This is a genomic window from Burkholderia sp. 22313 (assembly GCF_052045245.1).
Classification (GTDB): domain Bacteria; phylum Pseudomonadota; class Gammaproteobacteria; order Burkholderiales; family Burkholderiaceae; genus Burkholderia.
On sequence record NZ_JBQEON010000004.1, the window covers coordinates 135,696 to 152,526 of the forward strand.

Annotated in this window: 17 protein-coding genes and 1 pseudogene; 11 read left to right on the forward strand and 7 right to left on the reverse strand. The window is 69.6% G+C overall.

Features of this window, described 5'->3' with window-relative positions; genetic code table 11:
* On the forward strand, positions 1-579 hold a 579-nt coding region (locus tag ACTJKF_RS05465), incomplete at its 5' end, for a hypothetical protein (RefSeq protein WP_440622543.1).
* Between the two features lie 26 nt (positions 580-605).
* On the opposite strand, the gene ACTJKF_RS05470 is transcribed toward ACTJKF_RS05465, so the two are convergent.
* Entirely contained in the window at positions 606-1,451 is an 846-nt protein-coding gene (locus ACTJKF_RS05470) for an aldo/keto reductase (protein ID WP_440622544.1), read from the reverse strand.
* A 157-nt stretch (positions 1,452-1,608) separates the two neighbouring features.
* On the opposite strand from ACTJKF_RS05470, the gene ACTJKF_RS05475 reads away from it, so the two are divergent.
* Positions 1,609-2,355 (forward strand): GntR family transcriptional regulator, encoded by a 747-nt coding sequence (locus ACTJKF_RS05475; RefSeq protein WP_440622545.1) that lies wholly within the window; start codon positions 1,609-1,611, stop codon positions 2,353-2,355.
* A 21-nt stretch (positions 2,356-2,376) separates the two neighbouring features.
* On the opposite strand, the gene ACTJKF_RS05480 is transcribed toward ACTJKF_RS05475, so the two are convergent.
* Positions 2,377-3,768 (reverse strand): CoA transferase, encoded by a 1,392-nt coding sequence (locus ACTJKF_RS05480; RefSeq protein ID WP_440622547.1) that lies wholly within the window; start codon positions 3,766-3,768, stop codon positions 2,377-2,379.
* Positions 3,769-3,907: 139 nt separating this feature from the next.
* Here ACTJKF_RS05480 and ACTJKF_RS05485 point away from each other — a divergent pair.
* A pseudogene (locus tag ACTJKF_RS05485) lies at positions 3,908-4,255 on the forward strand (citrate/2-methylcitrate synthase); the annotation flags it as partial.
* Here ACTJKF_RS05485 and ACTJKF_RS05490 read toward each other — a convergent pair.
* Complete coding sequence (locus ACTJKF_RS05490; RefSeq protein ID WP_440622548.1) at positions 4,234-4,557, reverse strand: DUF2917 domain-containing protein; 324 nt, start codon at positions 4,555-4,557, stop codon at positions 4,234-4,236. The pseudogene ACTJKF_RS05485 and the gene ACTJKF_RS05490 sit on opposite strands and share 22 nt — an antisense overlap.
* 224 nt (positions 4,558-4,781) lie before the next feature.
* Between ACTJKF_RS05490 and mdtD the strand changes: the two genes are divergently transcribed.
* Positions 4,782-6,221 (forward strand): multidrug transporter subunit MdtD, encoded by a 1,440-nt coding sequence (gene mdtD, locus ACTJKF_RS05495; protein ID WP_440622549.1) that lies wholly within the window; start codon positions 4,782-4,784, stop codon positions 6,219-6,221.
* Between the two features lie 199 nt (positions 6,222-6,420).
* Positions 6,421-7,695: an EAL domain-containing protein gene (locus tag ACTJKF_RS05500; RefSeq protein WP_440622550.1), complete on the forward strand. Its 1,275-nt coding sequence runs from the start codon at positions 6,421-6,423 to the stop codon at positions 7,693-7,695.
* Between the two features lie 15 nt (positions 7,696-7,710).
* Here the strand turns inward: ACTJKF_RS05500 and ACTJKF_RS05505 are convergent, their stop codons facing one another.
* Together ACTJKF_RS05505 and ACTJKF_RS05510 are read right to left on the reverse strand one after the other, a co-directional pair.
* Positions 7,711-8,325, reverse strand: a complete 615-nt coding sequence (locus ACTJKF_RS05505; RefSeq protein ID WP_440622551.1) for a class I SAM-dependent methyltransferase — start codon at positions 8,323-8,325, stop codon at positions 7,711-7,713.
* A gap of 176 nt (positions 8,326-8,501) precedes the next feature.
* Positions 8,502-9,026: an Mpo1 family 2-hydroxy fatty acid dioxygenase gene (locus tag ACTJKF_RS05510; RefSeq protein WP_440622552.1), complete on the reverse strand. Its 525-nt coding sequence runs from the start codon at positions 9,024-9,026 to the stop codon at positions 8,502-8,504.
* Positions 9,027-9,107: 81 nt separating this feature from the next.
* On the opposite strand from ACTJKF_RS05510, the gene ACTJKF_RS05515 reads away from it, so the two are divergent.
* Both ACTJKF_RS05515 and chrA read left to right on the forward strand, forming a co-directional pair.
* A complete protein-coding gene (locus tag ACTJKF_RS05515; RefSeq protein WP_440622553.1) occupies positions 9,108-9,815 on the forward strand; it encodes a Crp/Fnr family transcriptional regulator in 708 nt (235 codons plus the stop codon).
* Between the two features lie 119 nt (positions 9,816-9,934).
* Positions 9,935-11,146, forward strand: coding sequence for a chromate efflux transporter (chrA, locus tag ACTJKF_RS05520; protein WP_440622554.1), 1,212 nt, complete (start codon positions 9,935-9,937; stop codon positions 11,144-11,146).
* 115 nt (positions 11,147-11,261) lie between these two features.
* Here the strand turns inward: chrA and sodB are convergent, their stop codons facing one another.
* Both sodB and xseA read right to left on the reverse strand, forming a co-directional pair.
* Entirely contained in the window at positions 11,262-11,840 is a 579-nt protein-coding gene (sodB, locus tag ACTJKF_RS05525; protein WP_006762833.1) for a superoxide dismutase [Fe], read from the reverse strand.
* A 242-nt stretch (positions 11,841-12,082) separates the two neighbouring features.
* Positions 12,083-13,465, reverse strand: coding sequence for an exodeoxyribonuclease VII large subunit (xseA, locus tag ACTJKF_RS05530; protein ID WP_440622555.1), 1,383 nt, complete (start codon positions 13,463-13,465; stop codon positions 12,083-12,085).
* Positions 13,466-13,914: 449 nt separating this feature from the next.
* Between xseA and lpxK the strand changes: the two genes are divergently transcribed.
* The 4 genes from lpxK to adk all read left to right on the forward strand — a co-directional run bounded on the left by lpxK (position 13,915) and on the right by adk (position 16,831).
* A complete protein-coding gene (lpxK, locus tag ACTJKF_RS05535; RefSeq protein ID WP_440622556.1) occupies positions 13,915-14,943 on the forward strand; it encodes a tetraacyldisaccharide 4'-kinase in 1,029 nt (342 codons plus the stop codon).
* Positions 14,924-15,127: a Trm112 family protein gene (locus tag ACTJKF_RS05540; protein ID WP_076476155.1), complete on the forward strand. Its 204-nt coding sequence runs from the start codon at positions 14,924-14,926 to the stop codon at positions 15,125-15,127. The genes lpxK and ACTJKF_RS05540 overlap by 20 nt, the downstream gene beginning before the upstream one ends.
* 41 nt (positions 15,128-15,168) lie before the next feature.
* Complete coding sequence (gene kdsB / locus ACTJKF_RS05545) at positions 15,169-15,960, forward strand: 3-deoxy-manno-octulosonate cytidylyltransferase (protein ID WP_440622557.1); 792 nt, start codon at positions 15,169-15,171, stop codon at positions 15,958-15,960.
* Between the two features lie 208 nt (positions 15,961-16,168).
* Positions 16,169-16,831, forward strand: a complete 663-nt coding sequence (gene adk / locus ACTJKF_RS05550) for an adenylate kinase (protein ID WP_440622558.1) — start codon at positions 16,169-16,171, stop codon at positions 16,829-16,831.

Here is a 16,831-nt window from a genome sequence, read left to right on the forward strand (position 1 = left end):
ACTTCGGGTGGCGGTACTTCGGGTGGCGGTACTTCGGGTGGCGGTACTTCGGGTGGCGGTACTTCGGGTGGTCACGGTGGCCACGGCGGTGACGGCGGTGGTAATGGCGGCGGCAACGGCGGTCACGGTAACGGCGGCGGTAACGGCGGCGGCAACGGCGGCGGTAACGGCGGCGGCAACGGCGGCGGCAACGGCGGCGGCAACGGCGGCGGCAACGGCAACGGCAACGGCAACGGCAACGGCGGTCACGGTAACGGCGGTGGCAACGGCGGTGGCAACGGCGGCGGCAGCGGTGGCGGCAACGGTGGTCACGGTAACGGCGGTGGCAACGGCGGCGGTAACGGCGGTCATGGTAACGGCGGCGGCAACGGGAATGGCAATGGCAGCGGCGGTTCCGGCAATGGCGGTGCCAACGGTACCGGCAACGGCGGCGGCAATACCGGTGGTAACGGCGGCAACGGTGGCCACGGCAATGGCGGTGGCAATGGTAATGGCAACGGGAGTGGCGGCGCCGGCAACGGCGGCGCCAACGGTGTCGGCAATGGCAATGGCGGATCGGCCGGTGGCCATGGCCACTGACCGCCGCGTCACCTGATACGGTGCTGTCAGAGCATTTCGAGCGCGCGCTTGCTGCGCGGCGGACGGAAATAGCCGTCGAGTTGCGCGCGCTCGTCATCGCTCAGCACGAGTTCGAGCGCCGCGCGATTGTCGCGCACGTGTTCGATCCGCGATGCCTTCGGAATCGCGAATACGTGCGGCTGCGCAAGCACCCATGCAAGTGCGACCCGCGTGACCGACACGCCGCGCTGCCGTGCGATTTCATCGAGCGGCGAGCGCTTCGGCAATCGCCCGTGATCGACCGGGCTATAGGCCATCGCCGGCATCCGGCGATCGGCCAGCCACGGCAGCAGGTCGAATTCCGGGCCGCGACGCGCGATATTGTAGAGAATCTGGTTGGTCGCGCACGCCCCGCCGCCCGCCTCTTCGACGAGCTCGGCCATGTCGGCCGTATCGAAATTGCTGACGCCCCAGTGGCGGATCTTGCCCGCGCGCCGCAGCGCCTCGAACCCCTCGACCCTCTCCTCGAGCGGCACCGAGCCGCGCCAGTGCAGCAGGTACAGGTCGAGATGGTCGGTACGCAAGCGCTTGAGGCTCGCATCGCACGCGGCGACGACGCCGCGCCGGCTCGCATGATGCGGGTACACCTTGCTGACGAGGAACACGTCGTCGCGCACGCCGGTCAACGCTTCACCGACCAGTTCCTCGGTCGCGCCTTCACCGTACATCTCGGCGGTATCGACCAGCGTCATCCCGAGCGCGATGCCCTCGCGCAATGCGGCGATCTCGGCCGCGCGCCGCGCAGGCCGCTCCCCCATTTCCCAGGTTCCGAGGCCAAGCTTCGGAATTGTCTCGCCGTCCGGCAGGACGACCGTGGCGATCGTGTCTGTCATGCGCTCCTCGCTGCGGATAGGTGGCCGCGCACCGCGGCCAAAGCATGGGCCAGTGTAGTCAATCGGCACCCTGACCGCCTATTGCACGGCAAAAACCGGCTATAACGGCGCCGCATGTTGACTTAGAATGGCCGGCAACCTGATCGATACCTATTCCATGAAGGCACCCACGGACGACCGCTGGCAGGACCTGCGCCCCGACCCCGACAACGACACGCCGCTCTACCTGCAGCTCGCGCGCAAGCTCGGCGACGCGATTCACGACAATCGCTGGACGGCCGGCGAGGCACTGCCGTCCGAACGCGTGCTGTCCGAAGCGCTCGGCGTATCGCGCATCACCGCGCGCAAGGCGATCGCGCTGCTGGTCGAGCAAGGCCTGATCCGCCGCACGCAGGGCGCCGGCAACTTCATCCAGCCGCGCTACGAGGATCCGCTGTCGCGGCTGTCGAGCTTCAGCGAGATGCTCGAGCGCCGCGGCTTCAAGCCGAGCTCGCAATGGCTCGAGCGCGAGATCCAGCCGGCGAACCGCGACGAAGTGATCCAGCTCGGCCTGTCGCCGGCCGCTTCCGTTACGCGGCTGAAACGTCTGCGCCTCGCCGACGGCATCGTGATGGCCGTCGAGAACTCCACGTTCCCCGCCACGCTGATTCCCGATCCGCAGGCGATCGGCGGCTCGCTGTACAGCTATCTCGAAGCACGCGGCACCCCGATCGTGCGCGCGCTGCAGCACTTCCGCGCGGTCAACGCGACCGACGAGATCGCGCGGCAGATGGGCATCGCACCGCACGACGCGCTGCTGCTGATCACGCGGATCGGTTATACGGCCGACCAGCGCGCGATCGAACTCACCGATACCTACTGTCGCAACGACTACTACGATTTCGTGGTCGAGCTGCGCAAGTAACCCCGGCTGCGCCGCCGGCGTTCACAGCCAGCGCGCCACGTCGGTGCCGAGCGGCACGGGCGGCCGCGTGAAGCGAGGCGGCGTCGCCGACAGGCGTTCCGCCGGACGCACGGCGTCGAGCGTGCCGAACGGCGACGCCATGCGATCAAGCCGGTCGCGCACGTCGTCGAACGCCCAATCCTGCGCATGCAGGCCGTCCGGTACCACGCCGAACGATTGCAGCCAGCGCCCCGTCTGCGCGAGCGACAGCCGCACGTGCCAGCTCCCCCCTTCCGTCGCACGGCGCGCGAGCGCGATCATCGCGCCGAACGCCGCGAGATAACCCGTCGCATGGTCGAGCGCCTGGCACGGCAGATGACGCGGGCCGTCCGCCTGCGCGGCGCGCTGCTCGTGCCAGGCGATGCCGCTCGCCGACTGCACGAGGCTGTCGAAGCCGCGCCGCATCGACCAGGGCCCCGCGTGCCCGTACGCGGACACCGACACGCAGACGATCCCCGGCCGCACTTCGGCGAGCGCCTGCGGCGAGAATCCGCGCGCCGCGAGCGCGCCTGGGCGATAGGCCTGCAGGAATACGTCGGCATCGCGTGCCAGGCCGCGCAGCATGGCGACGCCCGCCGCTTCGCGCAGGTCGATCCACGCCGAGCGCTTGCCGCGTCCGTTGTCGATCACGAGCGACGCGATGTTCGGCAGGTGCGGGCCGTTGACGAGCAGCGTCTGCGCACCATGCGACGCCAGCGTGCGGCCCGCGACCGGCCCTGCGATGATGCGCGTCAGATCGAGCACGCGCACGCCCGCGAGCGGCTGGTCCGGCTCGCCGCGGCCGATCGCCTCGACGGGCGCGGCGCCGATCCGTTCGATCTCGAACAGCGGCAGCGACGCGAGCGCGCGTGCCTGCGCGTGCGCGGCCCATTCTTCAGGGGTTCTGATCAATGCCGCGCACAGGCCGGCCTCGGCCAGTGCGGTATCGAGTGCCGCGCCCTCCCACGTGCGGATCGCTGCGGCAACGTCGCCGCGCTGCGGGTCGCAGCCGAGCACGTCGAGAATCCCGTGCAGATGATGCGGAAAGTTCGCATGCAGCTGGATCCAGCGGCCGTCGCGCGTGGCGTAGAAACCCGTCACTGGATGGCGCGGCTCGGGCGGCGAGCCGTCGTCCACGCGCAGGTAGCGTTCGCTGCGGAACGCGACGAGCGCGTCGCGCATCGACACGTCGACCCGCTGCGCGACGCCCGTGCGCAGCCGGTGACACTCCGCCGCCGCGAGGCCGGCTGCCGCGATCGTCGCCGCGGCCAGCGTGCCGACATGAAACGTCGACGGCAGCGTCGGGTCCTGCCCCGTCACGGCAACGCGGGCCAGCGCGCTGGGCTCGCCGTGCGCGAGTTGCCACAACCGGGTCAATGCAAGTTCGGGTGTCATGGTGGAAGCAAGCCGTTGAGGAGACGAAATCGAGTCTAGAATTCGCGGCGGGCGCGATCAATCTTGATCGCGCGAATCAATGCATAACGAATAGTTGTAGCGGGGCCGCGCTTCATGCGTCCCGACCGGAGCGATCGGCATGGCATCCCTCAGCGCGCCGGAAGCCGTCGGCATCCTCGGTGTCAGCGTGAGCACCCTTTATGCGCACGTGAGCCGCGGCCTGCTGCGCTCGCTGCCCGATGGGGCGAGCAAGCGTCGCCGCTACGACGCTAACGAGGTGCGGCTGCTTGCGCGCCGCCGCGCCAATGCCAAGCGCACGGGCGGCGTCGCCGAACGCTCGCTCGACTGGGGCGTGCCAGTGCTTGAATCGCGGATCACGATGTTCGCCGCCGGCCGCACCGCGGGCTGGATCGCGCACGCGCTCGAACAAGGTGCGGACGGCAAATTGGTCCGGCCCCGCGCACGCTACGTCGGCAGCGACGCGGCGGCCTGAGCCCGGCCGCCGCGCCATGCGGCGAGCCGGCGCCACGCGATCGGCGCGGCCTGCACGGCCGGCGCCGCCTGCGGGCCGAACGCGAACACCGCGCCGCCCGCCGCCGCGCTGATCCATACGCGCATGCCGGGCAACAGCGCCAGCGATTCGCCGGCGTGCAGCCAATGATCGTCGGGCCGGCCCTCGACGGTCACCCACAGGTCGCCGTCCGCCACCTGCAGCGCGGTGCGATCGACGATCCGCCACCGCGTGGCCGGTTCGTTGCCGTCCATCTCGTAGAGTCGCAGTTCGCGCATGGCCGCCTCCCGGTCGCCTGGATTCGATGGCACCAGTATTTCGGACAGCACCGACACGTGGACAGATACGCCTGCAGACACTTTCGGCTGAACTGTACCGGTCCGCCGGCGGACGGGCGTCCGCCCTCCCCCGTGTCCGGACGGCCGGCGCGCCCGGCCCGATCCTGCACCGGGAGGCGGCATTGCCTACAATGGCGGCTGTCCCGCGCCACCGGTCCGTCCCCATGTTCCAACGCCCGCCCGCCGCCGCTCCCGGCGAAAAGAACCTCACCGTGATGCTCTGGCTCGTTGCGACGGGCTTCTTCATGCAGACACTCGATTCGACGATCGTCAACACGGCGCTGCCGTCGATGGCCGCGAGCCTCGGCGAATCGCCGCTGCGGATGCAGTCGGTCGTGATCGCGTACTCGCTGACGATGGCGGTGATGATTCCCGTCTCGGGCTGGCTCGCGGACACCTTCGGTACGCGGCGCGTGTTCTTCAGCGCGATCCTGGTGTTCTCGCTCGGCTCGCTGCTGTGCGCGAACGCGCATACGCTGCAGCAGCTCGTGGTGTTCCGCGTCGTGCAGGGCGTCGGCGGTGCGATGCTGCTGCCGGTCGGGCGGCTCGCGGTGCTGCGCACGTTCCCCGCCGAACGCTACCTGCCCGCGCTGTCGTTCGTCGCGATCCCGGGGCTGATCGGCCCGCTGATCGGGCCGACACTCGGCGGCTGGCTCGTGAAGATCGCGTCGTGGCACTGGATCTTCCTGATCAACGTGCCGGTCGGCGTCGCCGGCTGCATCGCGACCTTCTATTCGATGCCCGATTCGCGCAACCCGGCCGTCGGCCGCTTCGACCTGAAAGGCTATCTGCTGCTGACGACCGCGATGGTCGCGATCTCGCTGTCGCTCGACGGCCTCGCCGATCTCGGGATGCAGCACGCGGCCGTGCTCGTGCTGCTGATCCTGAGCCTCGCATGCTTCGTCGCGTACGGGCTGTACGCCGTGCGCGCGCCGCAGCCGATCTTCTCTCTCGAGCTGTTCAAGATCCATACGTTCAGCGTCGGCCTGCTCGGCAACCTGTTCGCACGGATCGGCAGCGGCGCGATGCCGTACCTGATCCCGCTGCTGCTGCAGGTGAGCCTCGGCTATTCGGCATTCGAGGCCGGGCTGATGATGCTGCCGGTCGCGGCGGCCGGGATGTTCTCGAAGCGGCTCATCACGCACCTGATCACGCAGCACGGCTACCGCAAGGTGCTGCTCGCGAACACGATCATGGTCGGCGTGATGATGGCGAGCTTCGCGCTGATGCGCGACAGCGTGCCCGTGTGGGTGAAGGTCGTCCACCTCGCGCTGTTCGGCGGCTTCAACTCGATGCAGTTCACCGCGATGAACACGCTGACGCTGAAGGATCTCGGCACCGGCGGCGCGAGCAGCGGCAACAGCCTGTTCTCGCTCGTGCAGATGCTGTCGATGAGCCTCGGCGTCACGGTCGCGGGCGCCCTGCTGGCCACGTTCACCGGGATGCTGCGCACGGTAACGCCGAGCAACACGCTGCCCGCGTTCCATGCGACCTTCGTCTGCGTCGGGATCATCACGGCCGCGTCCGCGTGGATCTTCGCGCAGCTCGCGCCCGAGATCCGCGCCCGCGCGCAGCACAAGACCGATCCGTCCGAACGGGCGTAAGCACGTCAGGCACGTCACGCACGCGATACGCGCCGGTGCGATCGCCACGGCGGCGCGCGGCGCACCATGTCGGTGCGGCAGCGCTTCCCTGCACGGCAGCCGGCAGCCGCGACGGCCCGCCGCACGGGGCCCGATGCCGTGCATGCTTCTTGCTCGCCTATTCTGTAGGTAAACTGGCAGTCTTCCATCGGCCGACATCATGAGCATGATCGATATCGATCCACCCGGCTTTCAGCCGCCCCGCCCCGTCGCCGGCGACGACGGGAAGCGACGCACCGTGCTGTACGGCGCGTACACCGTGTTCAGCGTGTTCCAGCCCGTTTTCTCGGTGTCGCACCGCCGCGCGATCGGCTATCACGCGTCGCTGCGCGCGCACGACGAGGAAAGCCGCCAGGTCGCGTCGCACGAGGTGTTCACGCAGGCGGCGCGGCGCGGCGACCTGCTCGAGCTCGGCCGGCTTGCCGAATCGCTGCATCTCGGCAACTTCCACGCGTTCGACAGCCACGACGAATGGCTCTTCCTGAGCCTGCACCCGGCCGCGCTGATGGACACCATCTACGGCGACGCCCTGCTCGCGAACCTGAAGGCGCTCGGCCTGCCGCCGCATCGCGTGGTGCTCGAGGTGCCCGAACAGGCGGGCGGCGAGACGCCGCGCTACGCGGCGATCGTCGACGGGCTGCGCAAGGCCGGCTTCCTGATCGCGCTCGGCGGCTTCGGCGCGAAGCATTCGAACATCGACCGCGTGTGGCACCTGCATCCCGATATCGTCACGCTCGACCGCGGGATCCTCGCACAGGCGAGCGAACACTCGCATCTCGAACGCGTGCTGCCGGGGCTCGTGTCGCTGCTGCACGAATCCGGCCAGCTCGTGCTGATGGGCGGGCTCGCGACCGAGCGCGACGCGCTGATCGCGCTCGAATGCGATGTCGATTTCGTGCAAGGGCAGTACTTCGCGGGGCCCAGCGTCGATCCCGTACAACCGCAGGGTGCCGCCGGCTGCATGGATACGCTGTCGGCCGCGTTGCGGCTGCGCGTCGCGCAGCGCGAGCGCACCCAGGCCGAACGCCTTGCACCCTATGTGGCCGCGCTGGAAGAGGCGAGCCAGAAGCTCGCCGCGGGCGAGCCGCTGATCGACGCGGCCGGCGCCGTGCTCGGGTTGCCGGAAACCGCGCGCTGCTTCCTGCTCGATGCGTCGGGCCGCCAGATCGGCGACAACGTGCTCGCGCGCGGCAGCGTATCGCAGCGGGCGAAGCGCTTCCGGCCGCTGCTGCATTCGGAAGGCGCGAGCTGGGAACGCCGCCCCTACTTCATCCAGGCGATGCGCGCGCCGGGCCGCGTGCATCTGACGGCGCCGTACCTGTCGATCAACGAGGCGCACCTGTGCGTGACCGCATCGGTCGCCGCGTCGGCCGCGAGCGGCATGCAGGTGCTGTGCGTCGACATCAACTGGGAAGCGGCGCTCAACCGCGACTGAATGCGCGCGCCGCGCTCACGCGGCGCCATCGACGGCATCGGCACGGCGCACGATCAGCCGGTGCACGCGCTTGCCGGACGACGCGCTGACCACCTCGTGCTCGTCGAGCACGTGCATGCCGGCGCCGAGTGCCGCATGCATGCGCGCCGAATCGAGCGGCGTGTACAAGCGACCGCGCTCGTCGCGCAACGCGCCGTTGCCCGCCACCCGCCAGCTCAGGTACAGCGTGCCGCCGGGCATCAGCAATGCTGCCAGCCGCGCGGCCGCGGCGGCCGCATCCGCCTGCTCGAGGTGCATGACGACCGTCTCGCACAGTACGTTGCGAAACGCGCCAGACGGCACGCCGGCAAGCGCCGGCAGCGCGGCCAGTTCGAACCTCAGCGACGGGTGGTGCAAACGCGCCTCGGCGAGCAACGCGGCGCTCGCGTCATAGCCGCGCACGTCGAATCCCTGCGACGCGAGCCACGCGGTGTCGCGCCCGGCGCCGCAGCCGACGTCGGCCGTCGGGCCCGGCGAGAAATGCTGCTCGAGCAGCGCATACATGTCGTCGGGGGGCGCCTGGTCGAGCCAGTCCTGCGCGTACTGCGCGGCATGGGTTTCGTAGGCATCGAGAGTCGGGCGATCTACCATGGCGATTGCTCCGCGTACGCGTCACGTCGTGTGACGCACCCCGCATCTTAGCCGTTGCGCATCGCCCGTGGTGGGGTGCGCGGCGCGAAGCCTGGCCTGCAGCGCCGCTACCGCGCCACACCGGCCGCCACGGCGCCGTTTGTGCATCGTGACCAAGCGCCGGCGCGCCCGACGGGTCAGACGTGCGAATGCGCGCCGCCGTGCACGGGCCCCGAGCGCCGCTCGACTTCGCGGCGCACGTCGCCGCGCAGGCCTGCGAAGAACGCAACTTCGGCGACGACGAACAGCGGCCCGACCATCAGGCCGACCAGGTCGTCGACGAAAGCGGGCTTGCGCCCCTCGAACCAGTGCCCGACAAACTGCACGATCCAGCCGATCACGAACGCACCGATGCCGATGCCGAGCCATTGCGTGGTCGGCAGCAGCGCGAGCGTCTGCGCGGCCCACAGGCCCAGCGCGAACAGCGCCGTCATCACCACCCCGAAGCGCAGGTCGAGTCGCAGGTAGAACCCCGCGAACGCCACGGCGAGCAGCAGCGCCGGCGACAGCGCGACGCCGGCCAGCATGCCGAGCGCCGGCCGCGACAGCAGCACCTCGACCGCGAACACGATCATCGGAATGCCGACCAGATGCGTCGCGATGTTGCGCCCGTCGCGATGGTAGGCCGCATACTGGGAAAGGTGGTCTTCGAGCGTCTTCATGGTGTCTCCTGAACGATCATTGAGCGCTATGATGCGCGTCACGCCCGAGAACCTCTGTCAGCTACCCGACATCGCGTGCCCATGCCCTCGTCGCTCGCCCCCTACCTGCCGCAGATCGAAGCGCACCCGTGGTTCGCCGCGCTGCCACCCGCGCTGCGCGACGACCTGCTTGCCCGCGCCGCGTTGCGGCGCCTGTCGGCCGGCCACGCGCTGTTCCGGCGCGGCGATCCGCCGTGCGGGCTGTATGCGGTGCTGGCCGGTTCCCTCACCATAGGCGCGGTCGATCCGCAGGGCAAGGAAGCGCTGCTGACGGTCGCCGAACCCGTCACGTGGTTCGGCGAGATCGCACTGTTCGACGGCCAGCCGCGCACGCATGACGCGATCGCGCTCGACGATGCGCTGCTGCTGCACGTGCCGCAGGCCGCGCTGCTCGCGATGCTCGACACGACGCCGCAATACTGGCGGCAGTTCGCGCTGCTGATGGCGCAAAAGCTCCGGCTGAGCTTCCTGACCGTCGAATCGATGAGCGTGATGCCGGCCGCGCAGCGGCTCGCCGTGCGGCTGCTGATGATCGCAGAAGGCTACGGCGGGATCAGCGCCGGCCGCACCCGTATCCGGCTGTCGCAGGAAAAGCTCGCGGCGATGCTGTCGCTGACGCGACAGACCACCAACCAGCTGCTGAAGGCACTGCAGGCCGACGGCATCGTGCGACTGCATGTCGGCGAGATCGAACTCGTCGACGTCGATGCGCTGCGCCGCGCGAGCGGACTACCGGACGGCTCGTACTGACCACGCACCGCCGACGCCGCACGGTCGCCTCAACGCCGCGACGCCATATTCCCGCCGTCATGGCATTGCGCTATCGTGGCGGCTCGCCCGTTTTCTCCACCCCCTCCCCGCACACACGCTTGAACACGTCGACCGTCACCACCCCTTCCCGCCACGCGTGGCCCGTGTTCGTCGCCTTCCTGCGGCTCGGCCTCACGTCGTTCGGCGGCCCGGTCGCGCATCTCGGCTATTTCCGCGAGGCATTCGTCACCCGGCGCGGCTGGCTGAGCGAACGCGCCTATGCGGATCTCGTCGGGCTGTGCCAGTTCCTGCCCGGCCCGGCGAGCAGCCAGGTCGGGATGGCGATCGGCCTGTCACGCGCGGGTTATGCGGGGATGTTCGCCGCATGGCTCGGCTTCACGCTGCCGTCGGCGCTGCTGATGATGCTGTTCGCGCTCGGCGTGCACGCGACGGGCATGCCGGTCGCGGCCGGTGCGCTGCACGGGCTGCGCATCGTGTCGGTCGCGGTGATCGCGCAAGCGGTGTGGGGCATGGCGCGCACGCTGTGCCCGGATGCGCGCCGCGTCACGCTGATGGCGATCGCGGCCTGTGTCGCCCTGCTCGTGCCGGCCGCGTGGCTGCAGGTGGTCGTCATCGTCGCGGCAGGTGCCGCCGGCCTCGTGCTGTTGCCGCAGCCCGAGCGCGGCGCGCACGATCCGCTACCGCTGCATGTGTCGCACCGCGCGGGCGCGCTGTGGCTCGCGCTGTTCGCCGCGCTGATCGTCGTGTTGCCGATCGCGGCCGGCGCGCTTCATTCGACTACGCTGGCGGTGGTCGACGCGTTCTTCCGCACCGGCGCACTGGTGTTCGGCGGCGGCCACGTCGTGCTGCCGCTGCTGCAGGCCGCCGTCGTCGCACCGGGCTGGGTCGGCGATGCGGCGTTCCTGGCCGGCTACGGTGTCGCGCAGGCCGTGCCGGGGCCGCTCTTCACGTTCTCGGCCTTTCTCGGTGCCTCGCTGCGCGACGCGCCGAACGGCTGGCTCGGCGCCGCGATCGCGCTCGTGTCGATCTTCGCGCCGTCGTTCCTGCTCGTCGCGGGCACCGCGCCGTTCTGGGAACGCCTGCGCCGCAGCACGCGCATGCAGGCCGCGCTCGCGGGCGTGAACGCGGCCGTCGTCGGTCTGCTGCTCGCCGCGCTCTATCACCCGGTGTGGAGCGAGACGATCGTGGCGCCGCGCGATTTCGCGGCCGCCCTCGTCGCGTTCGTCGCGCTCGTGTTCTGGCGCGTGCCGCCGTGGGCGGTCGTGATCGCGAGCGCGGCGCTTGGCTGGCTGTCGACGACGATCGTCTGATCCGGCCCATGCCGCGCGTCGATTCGTTTCGCGACCGACAAAAACAAAAAAGCCCTCGCGACGAGGGCTTTTCTGCGGGTGCCGCGCGCCGCAACGGCGCACGGTACGCATGGACTTACGCGAAGTTCTTCGCTGCGAAGTCCCAGTTCACGATGTTCCAGAACGCTTCGACGAACTTCGGACGTGCGTTGCGGTAGTCGATGTAGTACGCGTGTTCCCACACGTCGATCGTCAGCAGCGCCTTGTCGGCCGTCGTCAGCGGCGTGGCGGCGTTGCTCGTGGACACGATGTCGAGCGAACCGTCGGCCTTCTTCACGAGCCATGCCCAGCCCGAACCGAACGTGCCGACCGCGGCCTTCGTGAAGGCTTCCTTGAACGCGTCATACGAACCCCACTTCGCGTTGATCGCGTCGCCCAGCGCGCCCGACGGTGCGCCGCCGCCGTTCGGCGACAGGCTGTTCCAGAAGAACGTGTGGTTCCAGATTTGCGCGGCGTTGTTGAAGATGCCGCCCGACGACTTCTTCACGATCTCTTCCAGCGACAGGTTTTCGAATTCCGTGCCCGGGATCAGATTGTTCAGGTTCGTCACATAAGCCTGATGGTGCTTGCCGTAGTGGTACTCGATCGTCTCTTTCGAGATGGTCGGCGCGAGTGCGTCTTCAGCGTACGGGAGCGGCGGGAGCGTATGAGCCATGGCGATTCCTTCGTTGAGTATGTAGGGAGGCTGTGTTGAATGCTGCCGAGCGTCCGATTGTAGGCGAGTCCGAATATCCCCGCAAACTCACGGGCATTTATCCGCGGTATGCACGAAACCGGCGTTGGCGCTTCATCCTGCAGCCCGAGGCGACGATGCGCAGCATCCGTTCCCGCGTCCGGTACGCCCGGTCGATCCGGGCCGCCGGACGCGCGACCTTCGTTTCGCTTACAGCGCGCGTGTCAGATCGAATCGGTCAGCCGCGGCTGCACGTCGGCCAGCGACACGTCGGCCGAGCCTTCGGCGAGATGCACGGTCAGGCGGCGCTGCGGCTTCAGCGCATTCGGCGCGCGCACCGCGCGGCCGGTCTGCGCGTCGATCAACGCCGCGTAGCCGCGCTCGAGCGTGCGCTGCGGGCTCAGCACCTCGAGCCGTGCGGCACAGGCGGAGACCCGCGCGGTATCACGTTCGTGACGGCGCTGCAGCGCGGCCGCGAGACGTTGCGACAGCCCGGCGAGCGCCTGGCGCGCCTGCGCCGGGTCGGGCCGCGCACGCTGCCAGCGCAATTGCGCGAGCGCGAAACGCGCACGCGCGTCGCGCACCGGCCGCGACGCCGCCGACGCGAGCCGCACCGCCAGTTGCTCGACGTGGGTACGCTGCCGCTGCAGCCGTTCGGCCGGGCTGACGAGCCGCCGCGCGAGCCAGTCGAGCTGCTGCGCGCGCTGCTCGAGCCCACGCGCCAGGCTGCGCGCCAGCGCGCGCTGCCGGTCGGCGACCTCGCGCAACAGCAACGCGCGCTGCGGGCTCGCGAGCTCGGCCGCGCCGGTCGGCGTCGGGGCGCGCAGGTCGGCCGCGAAATCCGCGATCGTGAAATCGGTTTCGTGGCCGACGCCGCTGACGACCGGCAGTTCGCTCGCCGCAATGGCGCGCGCGAGCGCTTCGTCGTTGAACGACCACAGATCCTCGATCGACCCGCCGCCGCGACAGACGAGCAGCACGTCGACCTCGCGCCGCGCGTTCGCGGCCTGCACGGCGGCGACGAGCTTCTCGGCCGAGCCGGCGCCCTGCACCGGCGCCGGATAGACGATCACCGGGATGTGTGGCGCACGGCGCGCGAGCGTGGTCAGCACATCGCGCAGCGCGGCGGCCTGCAGCGACGTGACGATGCCGATCGCGCGCGGGTGCGCCGGCAGCGGCCGCTTGCGCTCGGGCGCGAACAGCCCTTCGGCCTCGAGCTGCGCCTTCAGGCGCAGGAATGCCTCGTACAGGCGCCCCTGGCCGGTGCGCCGTACGGCCTCGACGTTGAGCTGCACCTCGCCGCGCGGCTCGTACATCGTGACGACCGCACGCACCTCGATCCGGTCGCCTTCGCGCGGCGTGAATTCCGCGTACTGCGCGCGGCCGCGGAACATCACGCAGCGCATCTGCGCCTGCTGGTCCTTGATCGAGAAATACCAGTGGCCGCTCGCGGCGCGCGTGAAATTCGACACTTCGCCCGAAATCCACAGCAGCGGGAACGAGCGCTCGAGCATGGTCGAAATCGCGCGGTTGAGCGCCGAAACGGGAATCACTTCGTCGCCGCCGCGCGTGGCGCCGGGCGCGGAAAAAGGGGAGTCGGAAAGCATGAGCGGTCGGATGAATGCTGGCGGCGACACGATAGTCCGACCTGCGCGCGACGTCCAGCGTTGCCCTGCGCGCGGCGCCTCGCGAAATGTGTCCACACGCTGGCAATCGTCCGCCAAAAACACGTGAAAACCGCCGGAAAATCCAGACAATTTCACACAACGCATTGATTTTTATGGATTTTTAAACATTACAATTTACTTCGCCACCGATTCGATGTCCGCCCGACGGGCGTTCGACGCGAACGGGCGGGGAGTTTTTCACAGAGTTATCCACAGGCCGCTCCGATCCGGCCCCATCGGGTGCGTCGCCCGGCCACGCTTGCCGCGCCCGCGTGCGGCGCGCTAGAGTGCCGCCTTCCGAAGACCTTGCGGCATGCGCCGCCCAACGGAGAATCCGTCTTGACGAATCCGTCCCACGCCGCGGCGCCCGACGCGCCGCGCCCGGCCCGATGAGCGCACCCGGCGGCCCGCTCGCGCGGCTCGAAGCGCGCCTCACGCGCGAATGGCAGCGACGCGGCGCACTCGCCTGGGCACTCACGCCATTTGCGTGCGTGTTCGGCCTGTGCGCGGCGCTGCGCCGCACCGCCTACGCGCGAGGCTGGAAGCAACCCGTCGACGTCGGCGTGCCGGTCGTGGTGGTCGGCAACGTGACCGTCGGCGGCACCGGCAAGACGCCGACCGTGATCGCGCTGGTCGATGCGCTGCGCGCCGCCGGTTTCACGCCGGGCGTCGTTTCGCGCGGCTACGGCGCGGACGTGAAGGCACCGGCCGCGGTCACGCCCGCGTCGCGCGCGAGCGCGGCCGGCGACGAGCCGCTGCTGATCGCGCGCCGCACCGGCGCGCCGGTGTGGGTGTGCCCCGACCGTGTCGCGGCCGCGCAGGCGCTGCGCGCCGCACACCCTGACGTCGACGTGATCGTCAGCGACGACGGCCTCCAGCACTACCGTCTCGCGCGCACGGTCGAGCTCGTCGTGTTCGATCACCGGCTCGGCGGCAACGGCTTCCTGCTGCCGGCCGGGCCGCTGCGCGAGCCGCTGTCGCGCCACCGCGACGCAACGCTCGTCAACGATCCGTACAGCGGCGCGCTGCCACCGTGGCCCGATACCTATGCGCTCGCGCTGACGCCGGGCGCCGCATGGCACCTCGACCAGCCCGCACTGCGCCGCCCGCTGTCGCAGTTCGCGCACGAGCGCGTGCTCGCCGCGGCCGGAATCGGTGCCCCCGAACGCTTCTTCGCGACGCTGCGCGCGGCCGGCCTCGCGCCGGCGACGCGCGCGCTGCCCGACCATTACGCGTTCGCCGACAATCCGTTCGTCGACGACGCGGTCGACGCGATCCTGATCACCGAGAAGGATGCAGTAAAATTGGGCGCTTCCTGGCGCGACGCTCGGCTGTGGGTCGTCCCCGTCGAAGCCGCGCTCGATCCTCGCCTCATTGCCCTCGTTGTGGAGAAACTCCGTGGACGCTCGCCTGCTTGAAATCCTTGTGTGCCCTATCTGCAAAGGCCCGCTCCACTATGACCGCGCCGCGCAGGAGCTGATCTGCAACGCGGACAAGCTCGCCTACCCGATTCGCGACGGCATCCCCGTGATGCTCGTCGACGAAGCGCGCCAGACCGTCGAAGGCACGCCGGTCGATCCCGCCGGCCCGGCCGGCCGCTAAACGCCGTACCGCGGCTCCGCTCTTCTCACCGCCCAGTCCCGATGACTCATCCGCAGCCCTTCATCGCCGTCATTCCTGCCCGGCTCGCGTCGACGCGCCTGCCGAACAAGCCGCTCGCCGATCTCGGCGGCAAGCCGATGGTCGTCCGCGTCGCCGAGCGCGCGCGCGACGCGGGCGCGCAGCAAGTGCTCGTCGCGTCCGACGCGCAGAGCGTGCTCGACGCGGCGCGCGAGCACGGTTTCGAAGCGGTGCTGACGCGCGCCGACCATCCGTCCGGCACCGACCGGCTCGCGGAAGTCGCCGCGACGTTCGGGTGGAGCGACGATACCGTCGTCGTCAACGTGCAGGGCGACGAGCCGCTGATCGACCCGGCGCTCGTGCGCGACGTCGCGTCGCACCTTGCCGCGCATCCGGACTGCGCGATCGCGACCGCCGCGCACCCGATCCACGACGCGGCCGACGTGTTCAATCCGAACGTCGTGAAAGTCGCGCTGGACGCGCGCAACGTCGCGATGTATTTCTCGCGCGCGCCGATTCCGTGGAGCCGCGACGCGTACCTGCCGCACTGGCCCGACGTCTCGGCCATGCCGGCGCCGGCTTTTCCGGTGTATCGCCACATCGGCCTCTACGCGTATCGCGCGCGCTTCCTGCGCACCTATCCGTCGCTCGCGCAGGCGCCGATCGAGCAGGCGGAGCAGCTCGAACAGCTGCGTGCGATGTGGCACGGCGAGCGCATCGCAGTGCTGATCACCGAGCATGCGCCGGAAGCCGGCATCGACACGCCGGCCGATCTCGCACGGGTGCAGGCCCTTTTTCGGCCGGGTTCAAAATAACCCGTGGCATAATCAGGCGATTGTGCGAGCCGTCCGCGACCCGCGCGTTCTCGCTTGACCCCGCCACGGCCCGTCCCGGCAGCCGCGCGTCGCTTTTCGCCGACGCGCCGCGTCAGACCGGTGCGCCGCGCGCCGGGCAAGCTCCGCGCGTGCTGTCGCCGACGCTTTTGCGTCTCGCCACACGAATCTACATACCGGAGATATCACCATGCGTTTGATCCTGTTGGGCGCGCCCGGCGCGGGAAAGGGCACCCAGGCAAACTTCATCAAGGAAAAGTTCGGCATCCCGCAAATCTCGACGGGCGACATGCTGCGCGCGGCCGTCAAGGCCGGCTCGCCGCTCGGCGTCGAGGCGAAGGGTTACATGGACGCCGGCAAGCTCGTGCCGGACGCGCTGATCATCGGCCTCGTAAAGGAGCGCCTGAAGGATGCCGACTGCAAGAACGGCTACCTGTTCGACGGCTTTCCGCGCACGATCGCGCAGGCTGACGCGATGAAGGAAGCGGGCGTCGCGATCGACTACGTGCTCGAAATCGACGTTCCGTTCTCGGAAATCATCGAGCGCATGAGCGGCCGCCGCACGCACCCGGCGTCGGGCCGCACGTATCACGTGAAGTTCAACCCGCCGAAGGTCGAGGGCAAGGACGACGTGACGGGCGAACCGCTGATCCAGCGCGACGACGACAAGGAAGAAACCGTCAAGAAGCGTCTCGAAGTATACGAAGCACAGACCAAGCCGCTGATCACGTACTACGGCGACTGGGCGCTGCGCGGCGAGGAAAACGGCCTGAAGGCGCCGCAGTATCGCAAGATCTCGGGCCTCGGCAGCGTGGACGAAATCCGCGAACGCGCATTCGACGCACTGAAGTAA